The sequence below is a fragment of the Kocuria atrinae C3-8 genome (genome assembly GCF_000286355.1).
Lineage (GTDB): Bacteria > Actinomycetota > Actinomycetes > Actinomycetales > Micrococcaceae > Kocuria > Kocuria atrinae_A.
Window position 1 is genome coordinate 1 of sequence record NZ_AJXN01000137.1, and the last position, 14,175, is coordinate 14,175.

The 14,175-nt window shown below is 64.8% G+C and carries 14 protein-coding genes and 2 pseudogenes; 13 read left to right on the forward strand and 3 right to left on the reverse strand.

What is annotated here, in order from left to right; translation table 11 throughout:
- Positions 1 to 391: 391 nt before the first annotated feature.
- Positions 392 to 768 (forward strand): annotated as a pseudogene (locus tag YO9_RS18730) (thiamine pyrophosphate-dependent enzyme).
- A 182-nt stretch (positions 769 to 950) separates the two neighbouring features.
- On the opposite strand, the gene fdhA reads toward YO9_RS18730, so the two are convergent.
- Positions 951 to 2,174, reverse strand: coding sequence for a formaldehyde dehydrogenase, glutathione-independent (fdhA, locus tag YO9_RS0113575; protein WP_016997985.1), 1,224 nt, complete (start codon positions 2,172 to 2,174; stop codon positions 951 to 953).
- 211 nt (positions 2,175 to 2,385) lie between these two features.
- Between fdhA and YO9_RS0113580 the strand changes: the two genes are divergently transcribed.
- Genes YO9_RS0113580 through YO9_RS18740 form a run of 4 tightly spaced genes read left to right on the forward strand, consistent with a single transcriptional unit; the run spans position 2,386 to position 5,321 of the window.
- Positions 2,386 to 2,808, forward strand: coding sequence for a hypothetical protein (locus YO9_RS0113580; RefSeq protein WP_016997986.1), 423 nt, complete (start codon positions 2,386 to 2,388; stop codon positions 2,806 to 2,808).
- A 37-nt stretch (positions 2,809 to 2,845) separates the two neighbouring features.
- A complete protein-coding gene (locus YO9_RS0113585) occupies positions 2,846 to 3,931 on the forward strand; it encodes a flavin-containing monooxygenase (RefSeq protein ID WP_223286585.1) in 1,086 nt (361 codons plus the stop codon).
- Positions 3,850 to 5,136: an alpha/beta fold hydrolase gene (locus YO9_RS18735; RefSeq protein WP_016997987.1), complete on the forward strand. Its 1,287-nt coding sequence runs from the start codon at positions 3,850 to 3,852 to the stop codon at positions 5,134 to 5,136. Before YO9_RS0113585 ends, YO9_RS18735 begins: the two co-directional genes overlap by 82 nt.
- Positions 5,103 to 5,321, forward strand: coding sequence for an alpha/beta fold hydrolase (locus YO9_RS18740; protein ID WP_016997988.1), 219 nt, complete (start codon positions 5,103 to 5,105; stop codon positions 5,319 to 5,321). The genes YO9_RS18735 and YO9_RS18740 overlap by 34 nt, the downstream gene beginning before the upstream one ends.
- Here YO9_RS18740 and YO9_RS0113595 read toward each other — a convergent pair.
- Positions 5,278 to 6,351 (reverse strand): acyltransferase family protein, encoded by a 1,074-nt coding sequence (locus YO9_RS0113595; protein ID WP_016997989.1) that lies wholly within the window; start codon positions 6,349 to 6,351, stop codon positions 5,278 to 5,280. The two genes, YO9_RS18740 and YO9_RS0113595, sit on opposite strands and share 44 nt — an antisense overlap.
- A gap of 437 nt (positions 6,352 to 6,788) precedes the next feature.
- On the opposite strand from YO9_RS0113595, the gene YO9_RS18745 reads away from it, so the two are divergent.
- The 8 genes from YO9_RS18745 to YO9_RS18770 all read left to right on the forward strand — a co-directional run bounded on the left by YO9_RS18745 (position 6,789) and on the right by YO9_RS18770 (position 12,637).
- Positions 6,789 to 7,712 (forward strand): sensor domain-containing protein, encoded by a 924-nt coding sequence (locus YO9_RS18745; protein ID WP_223286586.1) that lies wholly within the window; start codon positions 6,789 to 6,791, stop codon positions 7,710 to 7,712.
- Positions 7,703 to 7,915: a hypothetical protein gene (locus YO9_RS18750; RefSeq protein ID WP_016997990.1), complete on the forward strand. Its 213-nt coding sequence runs from the start codon at positions 7,703 to 7,705 to the stop codon at positions 7,913 to 7,915. The genes YO9_RS18745 and YO9_RS18750 overlap by 10 nt, the downstream gene beginning before the upstream one ends.
- Positions 7,882 to 8,352, forward strand: a complete 471-nt coding sequence (locus YO9_RS18755; RefSeq protein WP_016997991.1) for a sensor histidine kinase — start codon at positions 7,882 to 7,884, stop codon at positions 8,350 to 8,352. The genes YO9_RS18750 and YO9_RS18755 overlap by 34 nt, the downstream gene beginning before the upstream one ends.
- Positions 8,353 to 8,356: 4 nt before the next feature.
- Positions 8,357 to 9,013 (forward strand): response regulator transcription factor, encoded by a 657-nt coding sequence (locus YO9_RS0113605; RefSeq protein WP_016997992.1) that lies wholly within the window; start codon positions 8,357 to 8,359, stop codon positions 9,011 to 9,013.
- Positions 9,014 to 9,022: 9 nt separating this feature from the next.
- Positions 9,023 to 10,249, forward strand: a complete 1,227-nt coding sequence (locus YO9_RS0113610) for a DUF4097 family beta strand repeat-containing protein (RefSeq protein ID WP_223286587.1) — start codon at positions 9,023 to 9,025, stop codon at positions 10,247 to 10,249.
- 103 nt (positions 10,250 to 10,352) lie between these two features.
- On the forward strand, positions 10,353 to 11,096 hold the full coding sequence (locus YO9_RS18760; RefSeq protein WP_223286588.1) for an MFS transporter: 744 nt from the start codon (positions 10,353 to 10,355) through the stop codon (positions 11,094 to 11,096).
- Positions 10,997 to 11,536 (forward strand): MFS transporter, encoded by a 540-nt coding sequence (locus tag YO9_RS18765; RefSeq protein ID WP_223286589.1) that lies wholly within the window; start codon positions 10,997 to 10,999, stop codon positions 11,534 to 11,536. Before YO9_RS18760 ends, YO9_RS18765 begins: the two co-directional genes overlap by 100 nt.
- Before the next feature lie 288 nt (positions 11,537 to 11,824).
- Positions 11,825 to 12,637: a DDE-type integrase/transposase/recombinase gene (locus YO9_RS18770; RefSeq protein WP_223286593.1), complete on the forward strand. Its 813-nt coding sequence runs from the start codon at positions 11,825 to 11,827 to the stop codon at positions 12,635 to 12,637.
- A 580-nt stretch (positions 12,638 to 13,217) separates the two neighbouring features.
- Here YO9_RS18770 and YO9_RS0113625 read toward each other — a convergent pair.
- Positions 13,218 to 14,175, reverse strand: a pseudogene (locus YO9_RS0113625) (hypothetical protein); the annotation flags it as partial.

The following is a 14,175-nucleotide window of genomic DNA, read 5'->3' on the forward strand; positions in this document are numbered from 1 at the left end:
CAAGGTGGGCGAGGCCGAGCTGTGGGGCGGCGACATCACACCCCAGGGGCCGATCATCCGCGTGGACATCATGCGCGACCAAATGCTGTGCAACCTCACGCCGGACATCGAGGTACCGGGCAACTCGGCCGCCGTGGTGGCGCAGCTACTGGAGGCCTTGCGTGCGGACGATGGGAGCGACGTCGGCGATCGAGAGGCACCGGACCTACGCGAAGTCTTCGACGCCATGGACAACGAGGGGCGCCAGTGGGCGCCCGACCTGGCCGCGCTCAACGAAACCATCATGGACGTGGTCCCGGACAACACGATCATGGCCGGCGACTCGTCCCAGGTGACGTACATGGGATCCACCACGTTCTTCCGCGCACCCACCCCGCATTCGCTGCTGTACATGGGCACGTACGCGACGCTGGGTTACGGCCTGCCCGCCGCGATCGGCGCCAAGTTAGCCGCACCGGACCGCCCGGTGGTGTGTCTACTGGGCGACGGCGCCTGATGTTCAGCATCCAGGAGCTGATGACCGCGGTGGAACTCGAGCTGGATCTGCCGATCATCTGCGTGGACAACGGCGGGTACGGCGAAATCCGACAGGGCATGGTCGACCGTGACATCGACCCGTTGGCTGTGGACCTCAAGCAGCCGGACTGGGTGCAGCTCGCGGAATCCTTCGGCGCGACCGGCCTGTCCGCGACCATGGACAGCCTGGCTTCCTCCGTGGAGCAAGCGCTGAGCATCTCCGGGCCGAGCCTGGTGCACCTGCGGATCTGAGGCCGGGCCCGGGGCGCAGCCTGGTCGACGTTATGACCACCCACCAACGCCGCCCGCGATTCGATCGACAGTAACGCCATGAAATCCGAAAATCCGGGTCCCAAGGTCGATCAGGTTGCGAGGTGGCGCGGGCGGGGGTCGTAACGTCGATCAGCGTGCGACCGCGAGGTTCTGGCGGCTCCCTATGCCGCAGACGCCCCCAGGTATCCGTTGGGATCCAGAACGAACTTGGTGGCCGCGCCGTGGTCGAACTCGGCGTAGCCCTTGGGCGCGTCCTCTAGCGGAATCGCCTTGGCGTTGACCGCCTTGGCGATGTGGATGCGGTCGTACAGGATGGCCATCATCAGCTGACGGTTGTACTTCATGACCGGACACTGACCAGTGGTGAAGGCCAGGGACTTCGCCCACCCGGTGCCCAACGACAGTGACAGGGAGCCCTTCTGCGCGGCTTCGTCGATACCGCCCGGATCGCCGGTGACGTAGAGCCCCGGGATACCGAGTTCACCACCGGCCCGGGTGATCTCCATGAGGGAGTTGAGCACGGTTGCGGGCGCCTCTTCAGCATCCTTGCCGTGGCCCTTCGCCTCGAAACCGACAGCGTCAATGGCACAGTCCACCTCGGGCACGCCCAGGATCTGCTCGATCTGATCCTGCGGGTCGCCTTCCGTGAGATTGATCGTTTCGCACCCGAAGCTGCGCGCCTGCGCCAGGCGGTCATCGTTCATGTCAGCCACGATGACCACGGCCGCACCGAGCAGCAACGCCGACGCCGCCGCGGCCAGTCCCACGGGTCCCGCGCCGGCGATGTAGACCGTGGAACCAACCGTCACTCCGGAGGTCACGGCACCGTGAAACCCGGTGGGCAGAATGTCCGAGAGCATGGTCAGGTCCAGGATTTTCTCAAGGGCTTGCTCCGGGTCCGGGAACTTCAACAGATTCCAGTCCGCATAGGGCACCAGCACGAACTGCGCTTGACCACCTACCCAGCCACCCATGTCGACATACCCGTAGGCGGAACCGGGGCGATCCGGATTCACATTGAGGCAGATGCCGGTTTTGCGTTCCTTACAGTTGCGGCACCGACCGCAGGAAATGTTGAACGGGACGGAGCAGATGTCGCCGACCTTGATGAATTCGACATCAGGCCCCACCTCGACGACTTCTCCGGTGATTTCGTGCCCCAGGACCAGATCCTGGGGTGCCGTAGTTCGACCGCGCACCATGTGCTGATCGGAACCACAAATGTTGGTGGCAATGGTTTTCAGAATGACTCCATGGGGGACTTTGCGCCCCACGTTGGCCGGATTCACACCGGGACCATCCTTGAGTTCGAACTCCGGATAAGGAGTGTCGATGACTTGAACTTTCCCCGGACCTTCGTAAGCAACCGCTCGATTGTCGGCCATGACGGATCATCCTCCTGATGAGCTACGCATGTGCTTCTCAGTGACTTGGATCACATAAGGTCCAGTTCATGCTAGCAGTCACGTCCGCGGCCCAGGCGGCCTCATGCAAACGTATTGAGGCATCGTTCCTAGTTGGGTAACAGTTGAGGAATTTGCCTTCACAAACGCGAACAGTGCAGACAAAGGCATCGAAGTCGGTCATGGTTAATTCATGAACCGTCCGTTCACATCCATTCTTGAGAAAATCCTCAACTTTCGCAGTAGCGATCCAGAGGTATTCCTGGTCTTCCAACAGCACCCGGAGTCCTCGGATGCGCCGCTCGTGGCAGTGACTCGCACCGAGTTCGATGCTCGCTCCATCGAAAAGCAACAACTCGGAACCCGCCCCACGTACCGCGTGATGTGGGAGCGCTTCACCGTTCCGGACGCACCCGAGCTGGGCGACGGCGATCAGCTCTTCATCGTCTTCGAGGGCAAACGAACCCGGCACTCACACATCTCGGTGGACCGGAATCCAGCCCCTCTAGGGGTCTTCGCCACCGAGCAAGCTGCACGCGAGGTCAAGGGGGCCAAGTACCTCCGCACGGTCTCCGTGGGGTGGCAGGATCTCAGCGTGTGGGACCACCTGGACTGATCATGTAAATCGCAGGAAGCCTTGCTATTCATGAACCATGTCCACGGACGCTGAGCACTTCGACATCCTGATCATCGGCGCAGGTCTGAGCGGGATCGGTGCTGCCTGCAAACTCCGCCAGGAGCATCCGCACAAGAGCATCGGCATCCTGGAATCCCGCGACGCCACCGGCGGAACCTGGGACCTGTTCCGCTACCCGGGGGTGCGCGCGGATTCGGATCTGTACACCTTCGGTTACGAGTTCCGTCCGTGGATCGGCCCGCAGTCGATCGCCGAAGGCCCGGCCATCCTGCAGTACATCCGCGACACCGCTCACGAATACGGCGTGGACGAGCTCATTCGCTTCAACCAACGCATGGTCGCGGCAGATTGGTCCAGTCGACACAGTCACTGGTGCGTCACGGTGGAGCGCACCGCACGGACGGCAAGCTCGCAAGTTGACGGGGCGGCGTCGTCGGCGAAGAGCGAACCGAGCGGGACGGGCGAGTACCTGGAGGTCACCGCCTCGTGGCTGTTCAACGCGACCGGCTATTACCGCTACGACCAGCCGAACGAACCGGATATCAAGGGTCTCCAGCAGTTCCAGGGCACCGTGATCCACCCGCAATTGTGGCCCCAGGACATGGACGTGACGGGCAATAACGTGGTGATCATCGGCAGCGGCGCCACCGCCATCACGCTGCTGCCCGCGCTGGTGGAGCGCGGCGCGAACGTGACCATGGTGCAGCGCACGCCCAGCTACATCATTCCCGTGCCCAAGGAGAACCAACTGGCCAAGCGCTCAAGCCCAAGCTCGGTGCGGAGCGGACGTCGCACCTGGCGCGCGCAGTGGCTACGCACCAGCAGCGGTTTCTGTGGAAGACCAGCAAGATCGCGCCGCACCTGGTCAAAGGCGCGATTGCCGCGGTCAACAAGTCGCAGCTGCCCGATGATGTCTCCGTCCGAGAGCACTTCAACCCGCCCTACAAACCGTGGGATCAGCGCGTGTGTGTGGCTCCCGACGGGGATTTCTATCGCGCCCTCAAGTCCGAGGCTGGTCACGTGGTCACCGGCGCCATTGCCGAAATCACCGAGACCGGCGTGCGCATGGAGAACGGTCAGGACATCCCGGCGGACGTCCTGATCACCGCCACGGGCTTCAACGTGCTGTTATTCGGCGGCGCCCGCTTCAGTCTGGACGGCGCACCCGTGGACCTCACCGAGAAGGTCGCCTACCGCGGCGTGATGCTCAGTGACATGCCCAATTTCGCGTTCGCGATCGGGTACACCAACGCGTCCTGGACGCTCAAGATCGGCCTACTCGTCGACTGGTTCTCCCGCTTGCTCGCGCACATGGACGGGATCGGCGCCGCCTCCGCGCGACCGGTCGCCCCGGACGGTCTCAAGACCAAGCCCCTGCTCGACTTCGACGCCGGTTACATCCAACGCGCCCTGGACGGCCTGCCCAAACAAGGCACCCGCAGCCCATGGCTGATGTCCATGAACTACTTGGCCGACCGCCGCGAACTCCGGTCCCGGCCCGTGGTCGATGAGTTCTTAAGGTTCGACGACGCCGCCGCCCCCGTCCTCGAAGAACTCCCCACTTTGCTCGCGGGGCCGGGCGATACGGGCGTGGAAGAGATCGTGGATCTCGGTGATGGCCGCAGCATGTGCGTGCGGATCGACGGTCCCGCAGACGGCCCGGCGGTCATCATGATCACCGGCCTGGCGTTCGACCTCACCGCGTGGCCCATTTCGTTCGTGAAGTCCCTGGTCAAGGAGGGCTTCCGGGTGGTGCGCATCGACAACCGGGACGAGGGCAGGTCCTTCCGTGCCACCTCCAAGGCGCCCTCCGCGCGACAGTTGCTGAGCGGCGACCTCCCCGAAGACCAGTACACAGTGGAGGACATGAGCGAGGACGTCGCGGACACCATGCGAGCGCTGGGCATCGACCGAGCGGACCTCATTGGATTCTCGCTCGGCGGGATGATCGCCCAGTCTTTGGCCGCACATCATCCGGAGCTGGTGCGGCGACTCGTGTCCATCTGTTCGACCACCGGTGACCCGGATGTGGGCACCACAGCAACCTCCACCGCGGCCATGTTGATGCTCCCGGGAGCGCCCAATCGTTCGGTGTACATCAGGGGTCGCACGATCATCGGGCGGCATTTGGCCGGTCCGGGATACCCGATCGATGAGGCCTACGAGGCTCAGCTGGCCGCGGCCCACTGGGATCGCAGCCTCAACCCCCACGGGGAATCGGCAGCCATGCGCCGCCAGATCGGGGCGATTCGAGCTCCGGGAACCGGGCAGAAGTGCTCGCGAACATCACGGCCCCCACTCTGGTGATTCACGGTGACAAGGACAAAATCGTGCGCCCGGACGGTGGTCCCGCGACCGCGGATGCCATTCCGGGTGCCACGTTCATCGAGATTCCCGGCATGGGTCATCAGCTGCACCCGGCCCTGATGCCCACGCTGCTGGGTTACGTCAACGAACACCTCGCGGAGCCGGCACAGTACCCCACTTCATGATCACCAGACACACCACCGATCCCGCGGCACCCCACAGCACCAGGGCGGGGGTCAACAGCGTGACGATTTCCAAGAGCGGCGGAACCACGGCGCAGATCAGGCCGATGAGTACCGCCAGTGGCGTCAGCCGGAGGTTACCCCACGGTTTCGCCGATGCTCGCTCCGCTCTGACCAGCGCTGTGGCGACCGCGAGCACCACGGCCCAGCACAACACGGCCAGCGGAATCCGCAGCAGCCACCACTGAGCGGAGCCGGGAACCGGGTCGTAACCGCCCGCGAAGAACCACGCCGCCATGACCAGGATGATCAACGGAAGGTGCCACAAGTAAATGGTCATGGCACGCGTTCCCACCACGTAGGCGACTGCCTGAGCGGGCCGCCACTGCATGAGTCGGTTGAGCGCCGGGGTGAACACTTGCAGCAGGCACGCCTGAGCCAGGCCCAACAGCACCATGCACACCGTGGGCGGGTTCAGGTTGGTGAGCATGTCCGGCGCGTAACGCCCGGAGAACACGCACACGGCCAGCACTCCATAGCAAACGGCCGCGATCGAGAGCAGCGTGAGCGTGCTGCGGGCCGCAAACCACCCGTCCGCCCGGAAGAAACCGAATTGTTGGATGAGCGGCCACACGAACAGCATGTTCAACAGACCCCACCACTGCTGATCCGTGGCGATCCGCAGCAGATCCACGGCCACCACACACGAGAGCAAGAACCAGCACCACACCCAGCCCATGCGTTCGTGTAATTCCAAGAAGGTGGGGGCGAGCGCTTGCGCAATCAGATAGGCGGCCAGGAACCACAAGGGCATGCCCATGCCGGACAGCGCGAACGTCACCAGCTCATTACCGACACCTAGCGCCAGAGCGACCATTGCTGCGATTGCGAAGACCAACCACAGCACGGCCGCCGGCTGCATGAGCCGCAGGGTCCGTTCTCGCACGTATTCCGCCGGTGCCGCTCCCCTTGCCCGACGCCGCCGCAGCGCTCCCGCCGTGGCCACCCCGCCGACCACGAAGAACAGCGGCATGATCTGCAGGATCCACGTGGCCCACCAGTACCAGGCTGCTCGGTGGGGACCATCACGGAGATGAGTTCACCGGTGTTCGGATCCGCGGTGAGGGTGACCATGAGCAAATGAATGAACACGACCGCGATCACGCACCCCACGCGCGCGGCGTCCGAAGCGAGGTCACGGTCCGCGAGCGCTGCAGAGCCACTGGCCCGGGTAGGGGCGGAGTGGGTCTGCACGCCGTCGCTCATGAGGTTCAGTGTATGCAGCCACACACGTGTGTGGGAGGAATCCGCGCGATTGTGGAGTGAGATGACGCCGCCCGCTGACGCACGATGGCGGCGTCGACGCCAGCCCCGAACACGCCCCGAACGCCGGAGGTGGGGAAAACCCCACCCCGACTCGGTGGCTAGCTCTGGCGCGGAAAACAGGGCCAGAACCGTAGCGTTATGGACATGAGCACACCAGACCCGCGCCAGACTCCACCGTGGGAACCCACGGAAGCGATTCCGGCAGACACGCAACACACCCGCCCCTTGCCGCCGCACGGAACTCCGCAGCCTCCGCAGACTTCGAAGCCTTCCCTCGGCTCTAGTACTTCTACTTCCCAGGACTCCGTACGCGAATGGAGTGCCTTCTCCCCCAAGACCTTGTTCTTCGGCTCGACCGACCTGGTCATCGATGCGCTGCTCAACTTCTTCTGGATCGTGGTGGTCGGCACGCTCATCTTCACGGGCGTCGCCATGATCCCGGCCCTCGGCCTGGGCCTACTGGTCCTGGCGGGAACCGTCTACGTGATCTGGGCGGCGGTGTGGCTGGAACGGCGCCGATCGGCGTCGTCGTTCGGTCTGGACCTGCGTGACCCGCAGCGGCGCCGCACCCCGCGCACGGACTGGGTGCGCGTTCCCCACCAACTGTGGCTGGACGCGACCGACAGCTCCGTGTGGCTCGGTTTCCTGCACCTGATCCTGACTTTCATCCTGGGTGCGCTGGCCGTGTTCTCGCTCGTGACTATTGGCGCGGGCGTCGTGGGCGCATTCTCGCCGCTGTTCGCTCCGGAGAACTCCATTGCGCAACGCTTCTTCACCCCGGTTCAGGGGTGGCCCGAATGGACCGGCGTGCTGGCAAGCATTCTGAGCCTCCTGATCGGTCTGGTCCTGCTGAGCCTGGTCACCCTGGCCCACCGCGGCCTGTCCGCCACGCTGCTGCGCATGAGTGAATCGGCCGCCCTGCGCCGCGAGGCCGCCGAGGCCCGCCGCCAGGTCGAGTACGCTACCGAGCCCGCGAATCCGCGGTCCGTGGCGCTCACACCGAACGCTCCCGCATCGAACGCGACCTGCACGACGGCGTTCAGCCCCAGTTGGTCTCGGTGGCCATGAACCTTTCGATGGCCAAGTCGCGCATCGACACCGACCCCGCCTACGCCAAGGAACTCGTCACCGAGGCCCACGGCACCACCAAGCTGCTATCACGGAGCTCCGCCGCCTGGCGCGCGGATTCCACCCGGCTGTCCTGGAGGATCGCGGGCTCGATGCCGCCATCTCAGCGGTGGCCGCCCAGGCCCCGTTCCCGGTCAACGTGAACGTGAACGTGCCCCGGCTGACGCCCGAAACCGAGGCTGCCGTGTACTTCGCGGTCTCCGAGTCCCTCACCAACGCGATCAAGCACTCCGGTGCCCGCACCGCCGACGTGGCCGTGTCCATCCAGGACGGCGACGTCCCCGGAACCTCCACCGTGGTGGCCGGAATCCGCGACTACGGCCGCGGTGGCGCACGGGTGGTACCCGGTGGTGGACTGTCCGGCATCGAGGATCGGATCCGCTCCGCGGGCGGCCAGTTTTTCCTGAACTCCCCCACGGGTGGACCGTCCGAGGTCATCGTGCAGCTCCCGCTGAACACACCGGCCCGCGCCGACACCAACCAACCGGACCGTCACGACTCCGACAGCAACGAGTCCGACCGCAACGTGCGGGCGGGCAGCCGGGCCGCGAGCGACGTCGTCCCGAATGAAGGAGCGTGACCCCGTGCGTATCGTGATTGCCGAAGACGCCGTGCTGCTGCGAGCCGGACTGGTGCGTCTCCTCACCGACGCCGGCCACCAAGTGGTCGCCGAAACCGACACCGCCGAGGGCCTTGTGAAGGCCGTTGAGGAGCACAAGCCGGACTTCGCGCTGGTGGACGTGCGACTCCCACCGTCCTTCACGGACGAGGGCATTCGCGCCGCGGTCCTCATCCGCTCCGCGCACCCGCAGGTGGCCGTGCTCGTGCTCTCCCAGTACGTGGAGGAGCGCTACGCGTCCGAACTAATCGCCTCGCGCCGCGAAGGCCTGGGCTACCTGCTCAAGGACCGTGTGGCGGACGTGGACCAGTTCCTGGAATCCGTGCAGACCGTGGGTCAGGGCGGAACCGTACTAGACCCCGAAGTGCTGACCCAGATTCTGGTGCGCTCCCGCCAACGCGAGGATCTGGAACTGCTTTCGCCTCGTGAACGCGAAGTTCTGGGGCTGATGGCACAGGGCCTGTCCAACGCGTCCATCGCCACCAACCTGTACCTGACCGAATCGGCCGTGGAGAAGCACATCGGCTCGATCTTCATGAAGCTCGGGGTGACGTCAGCGTCCGGCAATCGCCGCGTGCTGGCCGTTCTCAAGTACCTGGGCTACCCGGACCACTCCCTTTAGGACACCGCCATGAGCACACATTTTCCTCCTTCCCAGCCCGACGGCGCTCCCCACGGATCGTCCGAAACCGCACCTGCGGTGCCCTACGAGTCCTCGCGCACCGCGGGACCGCACCCCACCAATCCGCCCATCAGCCGGGGCGAGCGCCGCGGCTGGAATACGGCAACCGGCATCATCGGCGGCCTGGGTGCGCTGTCCCTATTGGTGGGCGGCGCGGGTGCCGCGACCGCCGCGGTGATGACCCAGGAGCGCACCGATACCTGGACCGCTTCCTCCGAGGCCTCGAGGATCGTGGTGGATTCGGACAGTGCCAACGTTCGCGTCCTCACGAGCCCCACGGTCGAGAACGTGGAGGTCAAGTGGCAGGAGTTCGGGTGGGGTCTGGGTGACCAGCCCTCGCCGCAGGAATCCGACGGCGTGATCAACCTGTCCGCCGAGCAGACCTCGCGGTGGAACAGCGCCATCAACAACATTGAGATCACCGTGCCGGAGAGCGACTCCGATACCTCGCTCGACCTCACCGCGGAACACGGGCTGGTGCATGTGACGGGCGCATTCGATCAGATCAACGCGAAGTCCATGTTCGGATCCGTGAGCGCGGATTCGGTCAAGGCCTCCGTGATCGACGCCCGCACCACCAACGGTCAGGTGCTGCTGAACGGCATCGAGGTCAGCGACCGGTTGGACGCCCACACCCGCAACGGTTTCACATCCGTCCGTGTGACCGGCGAGGCCCCGAAGCAGACCTCCGTGACCGCCGAGTCCGGGGTCTACGAGCTCAAGCTGCCCACCGCCGATTACTGGTACCCGGCCAACTCGCAACAGGGCTTCGACGACCCGCGCTCCCCCGAAACGGTCACCCCCGAGCGCGAGCAGTGGAACGATTCGTTCGACTCGAGCTTCGGGGACGACGCCGCTCCCTCACCGTCCGTGAGCCCGTCCGCTTCCCAGAGTGGCTTGCCCAGCGGCTCCCCCAGTGCGTCGCCGAGCACGGGAGCGTCGAGCAAGGCCGGCGCGGCGCCGTCGAACTCTGCGCGTGACGAATCCGGAATCGCAACAGCCTGGACCTCCGAGCAGGCGTGTGAATCCGCACCCGGTGAGCGGCCGTGCCTGTTCGTCGCGGGTCAGCCCGCGAGCGCGCAGGACAGCGCGGACATGCAGTACTGGCGCGAGGAGTGGAACTCCGCGTACGACCAGGCCATGTCCGAGAACCCCTGGGAGTTCCGAGACAACTAATCTCGACTCCGGCTATTCCCTGCACGACCAGCGGGCCCGTACCTCCAGGTGAGAGGTGCGGGCCGTTTTTTGGTGTCTTGACTCAGGCCATACGCTGGTCCCCGTGAGTCCATCGCGCATCCTCAAAGCCCGCATCGCTGTGTCGCTGCTGTTCATGACCAACGGCGCGATCTTCGCGAACCTGCTGCCGCGGCTTCCCGAGATCAAGGACATGTTCGAACTGTCCAACGCGATGTACGGGTTGGTGCTGATTGCACTGCCCATCGGTGGTGTGCTGGCGGGACCGCTGCCCGCTCCGATCATTCGACGCTTCGGAACCGCCCCTGCCGCGGCCGTGGGGTCAATACTGCTGGCCGGATCGGTGTTCTTTGCGGCGTCCATTCCGCATGTGGCCGTGTTTTTCATCGGTTTGCTGCTCGCTGGCGCCTTGGACGCGGTGGTCGACACCGCTCAGAACGCCCAGGGCCTGCGGGTGCAACGCTTGGCTGGGGTCTCGATCATCAACTCGATGCACGCACTGTGGAGTGTTGGCGCCGTGCTGGGTGGGCTCATGGGCACCGCGGCGATCGCCCTGCACATACCGCTGCCGATGCACCTGGCGATCAGCGGCGTTCTGTTCGCGGCAGTGGCTCTGGCGGCCATGCGATTCTCCCTCCCGGACAGTCACGAAGTCCCCGCGGAGGTCATGACCGACACCGCCGGCGTGCCCATCATCCGGCGGGTGCGGGTAAGGCGCTGCTGGCCCTGGTGCCGTTCGCGATCATCGCGATGTCCGGGGTGTTGGTTGAGGACATCGGCAACAACTGGGGCGCTGTGTATCTGCGAGACACCCTGGGCGCACCGGTGACCGTGATGGGTTTCGCCTACGTGGTCATGGTGGGCGCGCAGTTCATCGGACGGCTGCTGGGCGACCGGATGATCAACGCCTTCGGGGAAGTGAACATCACGCGCTTCGGTGGTGCACTGATCTTCCTGGGCATGGGCACCGTGATCATCGCGGCGAACGTTCCCATGGCTCTGGTGGGCTTCGGCCTGGCCGGTTTCGGTTGTGCAACGCTGGTGCCCAGCGCCTACGCCGCGGCGGACCGTGCTCCCGGGCTCAAACCCGGCACGGGCCTCACCCTGGTCAGCTGGAGCATGCGCGTGATCTTCCTGATCTCGCCCCCGCTGGTGGGTGCCCTGGCGGACAACATTGGACTGCGATTGGCCATCCTATTCGTTCCGCTCATGGGCCTGCTGGCGATCATCTTCGCCCGGTCGCTGCGGATCCGCGGCCGGGGTCGCTAACTCCCCGTGCCCAGTGCTCCGTGCCCCGTGCCCCGTGCTCCCCACGCTCCCCGAGGTTTAAGGTTCCCTATCCCTCTTTTCGAGGCGAAATTCGGTTGTTATGTCTCAGGACATCGGTGACAGTTCTGTGTCACGACATCGGTGACTGTTTGTGGGGTTTAGGTGGTGACAGTTCTGGGCTGAACTTGGTCGATGAGACCATCTTCGCCCAGCAGCTCACCCCTTGATCCCCGCGTGCGACTGGCGATCGCGTTGTGGCCTGATGATGCACCACGCGGGGCGGTGAGCATGTTCTGTGCCGAGCAGGGGATCTCACGCAAGACCTTCTACCTGCTGCGCCGACGCGCCCGTGAGCAGGGCCCCGATGCCGCGATCGAGCCCCGCTCACGCCGCCCGAAGAACTCACCGTCCAAGACAGCCGATGAGACGATCGAGATGGCGCTAGAGATCCGTAGGCTCCTGGAGGAATCCGGGCTGGATTACGGGCCCATCAGCGTGTCCGACAAGATGGCCGCACTGGAGATGCCAGCGCCCTCACCAGCGACGCTGGCTCGAGCGTTCCGCAAGGCCGGGGTTGCCCGGGCTCAGCCGCAGAAGAAGCCACGCTCGTCGTGGAAACGATTTGTCTATCCCCGTCCCAATGACTGCTGGCAAATCGATGCCACCGCATGGGTACTCAGCGCAGGCCGCACCTGCGTGATCTTCCAGCTCATCGATGACCACTCTCGTTTCCAACTGGCTTCTTTAGCGGCGGAGTCGGAAAACGCAGCCAGCGCGGTCGAGGTCGTGACTACCGCAGTAACCCGTCACGGGATACCGCGGCGATTCCTCTCCGATAACGGGACCGCGCTGAACCCCACCCGGTTTGGCCGTTCCTCCCAGCTGGTCAATTACTTACTCAGTCTCGGGGTGCAACCGATCACCGGTAAACCGTACAAACCCACTACCCAGGGCAAGAACGAACGCTTCCACCGCACCCTGACCCAGTGGCTGTCTAAACAGCCCTGGTTGATACGTTGTCGCAGCTGCAAACCCAACTCGATGAGTTCGAGATCATCTACAACACCCAACGCCCCCATCAAAGCCTCCCAGAGCGGGTGACCCCGTTCCAGGCCTGGAATGCCCAGCCCAAAGCACCACCACCGCAGTTACCGGCCGAGCACACCGTGAGCATCGACACCGGCCCACGGCCAGCCCAGTGGCAGCACCGCACCTGGACACCAGGCGTGGACGATCACGGGCTACGACTGGTGTCCTCGATAGGGGTCATCCAAATCCACACGGTGACTTTTCATCTCGGCCTGGCACTAGCCGGAACCACAGTCGCAGCAGTCTGGGACAACGACACGGTCATGATCGCTACCACCGACGGGGAACTACTGATCACCTACCCCGCCCCCGGCAGCGAGCAGCGCCCAAGGACAGAAGGTACTTCAGCAAGAAACATGCCCTGCAAATCACCCCAGCACTACAGAAACTGTTACGGAAGCCCTGACACCCCAAACGTCACCGATGTCCTGACACAAAACTGTCACCAAAGACCTGAGACATCACACCTCATTTTCGTGTTCGAAAAAGGGATAAGGAACCTTAAATCACTCGGTGTCGTGAGGCCAGCGCGGGTCAGCCGAGTGGGGCGGTCGCCGGGTGGGCGGACCGCTGGGCCTAGCAGTCAGGCGTGTCAGCCTGCGGGTGCTGCTGCGGTGTCCACGTAGGCGGGGACGGTAGCGAGCATCGTCTGCAGCTTGGTGAGTTCCGCGGTGGCAGCGTCCGTCAGTTTCTTGTCCTTTGGAGCTGCCGCAGCCTTCTCGACGGCGGCCTGGGTTGCCGTCAGCTGGGCCGTGAACTTCGGATCCTGCTGATCCACCCCGGCGGTGACCAATTGCTGCGACAGCAACGGCAACTGAGCGTTCAACTGCGACCCCGGGCCGAACTGCTGCTCCGGAGTCAGCGCCAGTTGGGCGTTCACGAACACCTGGGTGCGCTGCTGGAGCTGCTCGAGCGTGGTCAGCTGAGTGATAGGTGCGGTGTACGGGTTGACCGCAGGCTTGTCATCCTTGGGATCAGTACCGGGCTCCGGTGCCTCGGGCGGGGTGCCCGGTCCACCCGGAACCTCCGGCTCGGCCGGGGGCTTGGGCTTCGTGGGAGTCTCGCCGTCTGCCGGTTTGGTGGGTTCGGCCGGCTTGGTCGGCGTGGGTGCCGGAGGGTTGGTCGGTTCGGCTGGCTTGGTGGGCGCGGGTTCAACCGGTGGCTTCGGAGCGGGCGGGACCTTATTGGCCTCTTCCTGAGCCTTCTTCTCGGCTGCGGCCTTGTCAGCTGCAGCCTTGTCAGCAGCGGCCTTCTCGTCTGCCGCCTTCTTTGCAGCGGCATCCTTCGCGGCCTTGTCAGCGGCAGCCTTCTCCTTGGCCGCTTTCTCCTTGGCCGCCTTGTCCTTCGCAGCCTTATCGGTAGCAGCCTTATCGGCAGCGGCCTTGTCCTTGGCACCGCTGTCAGTCCTAGGAGTGTTCGACGACGCGCCGGAGCCGCCACCCTGGGTTGAACCACCGCTCGGGCTGGACGGAGTGGCATTGGACGTTCCACGGGAGGGGCTGCCCGCGTTCACGCGGCCCTCGGCGCCGTCGTTGGCGTTGGCGTTGGCG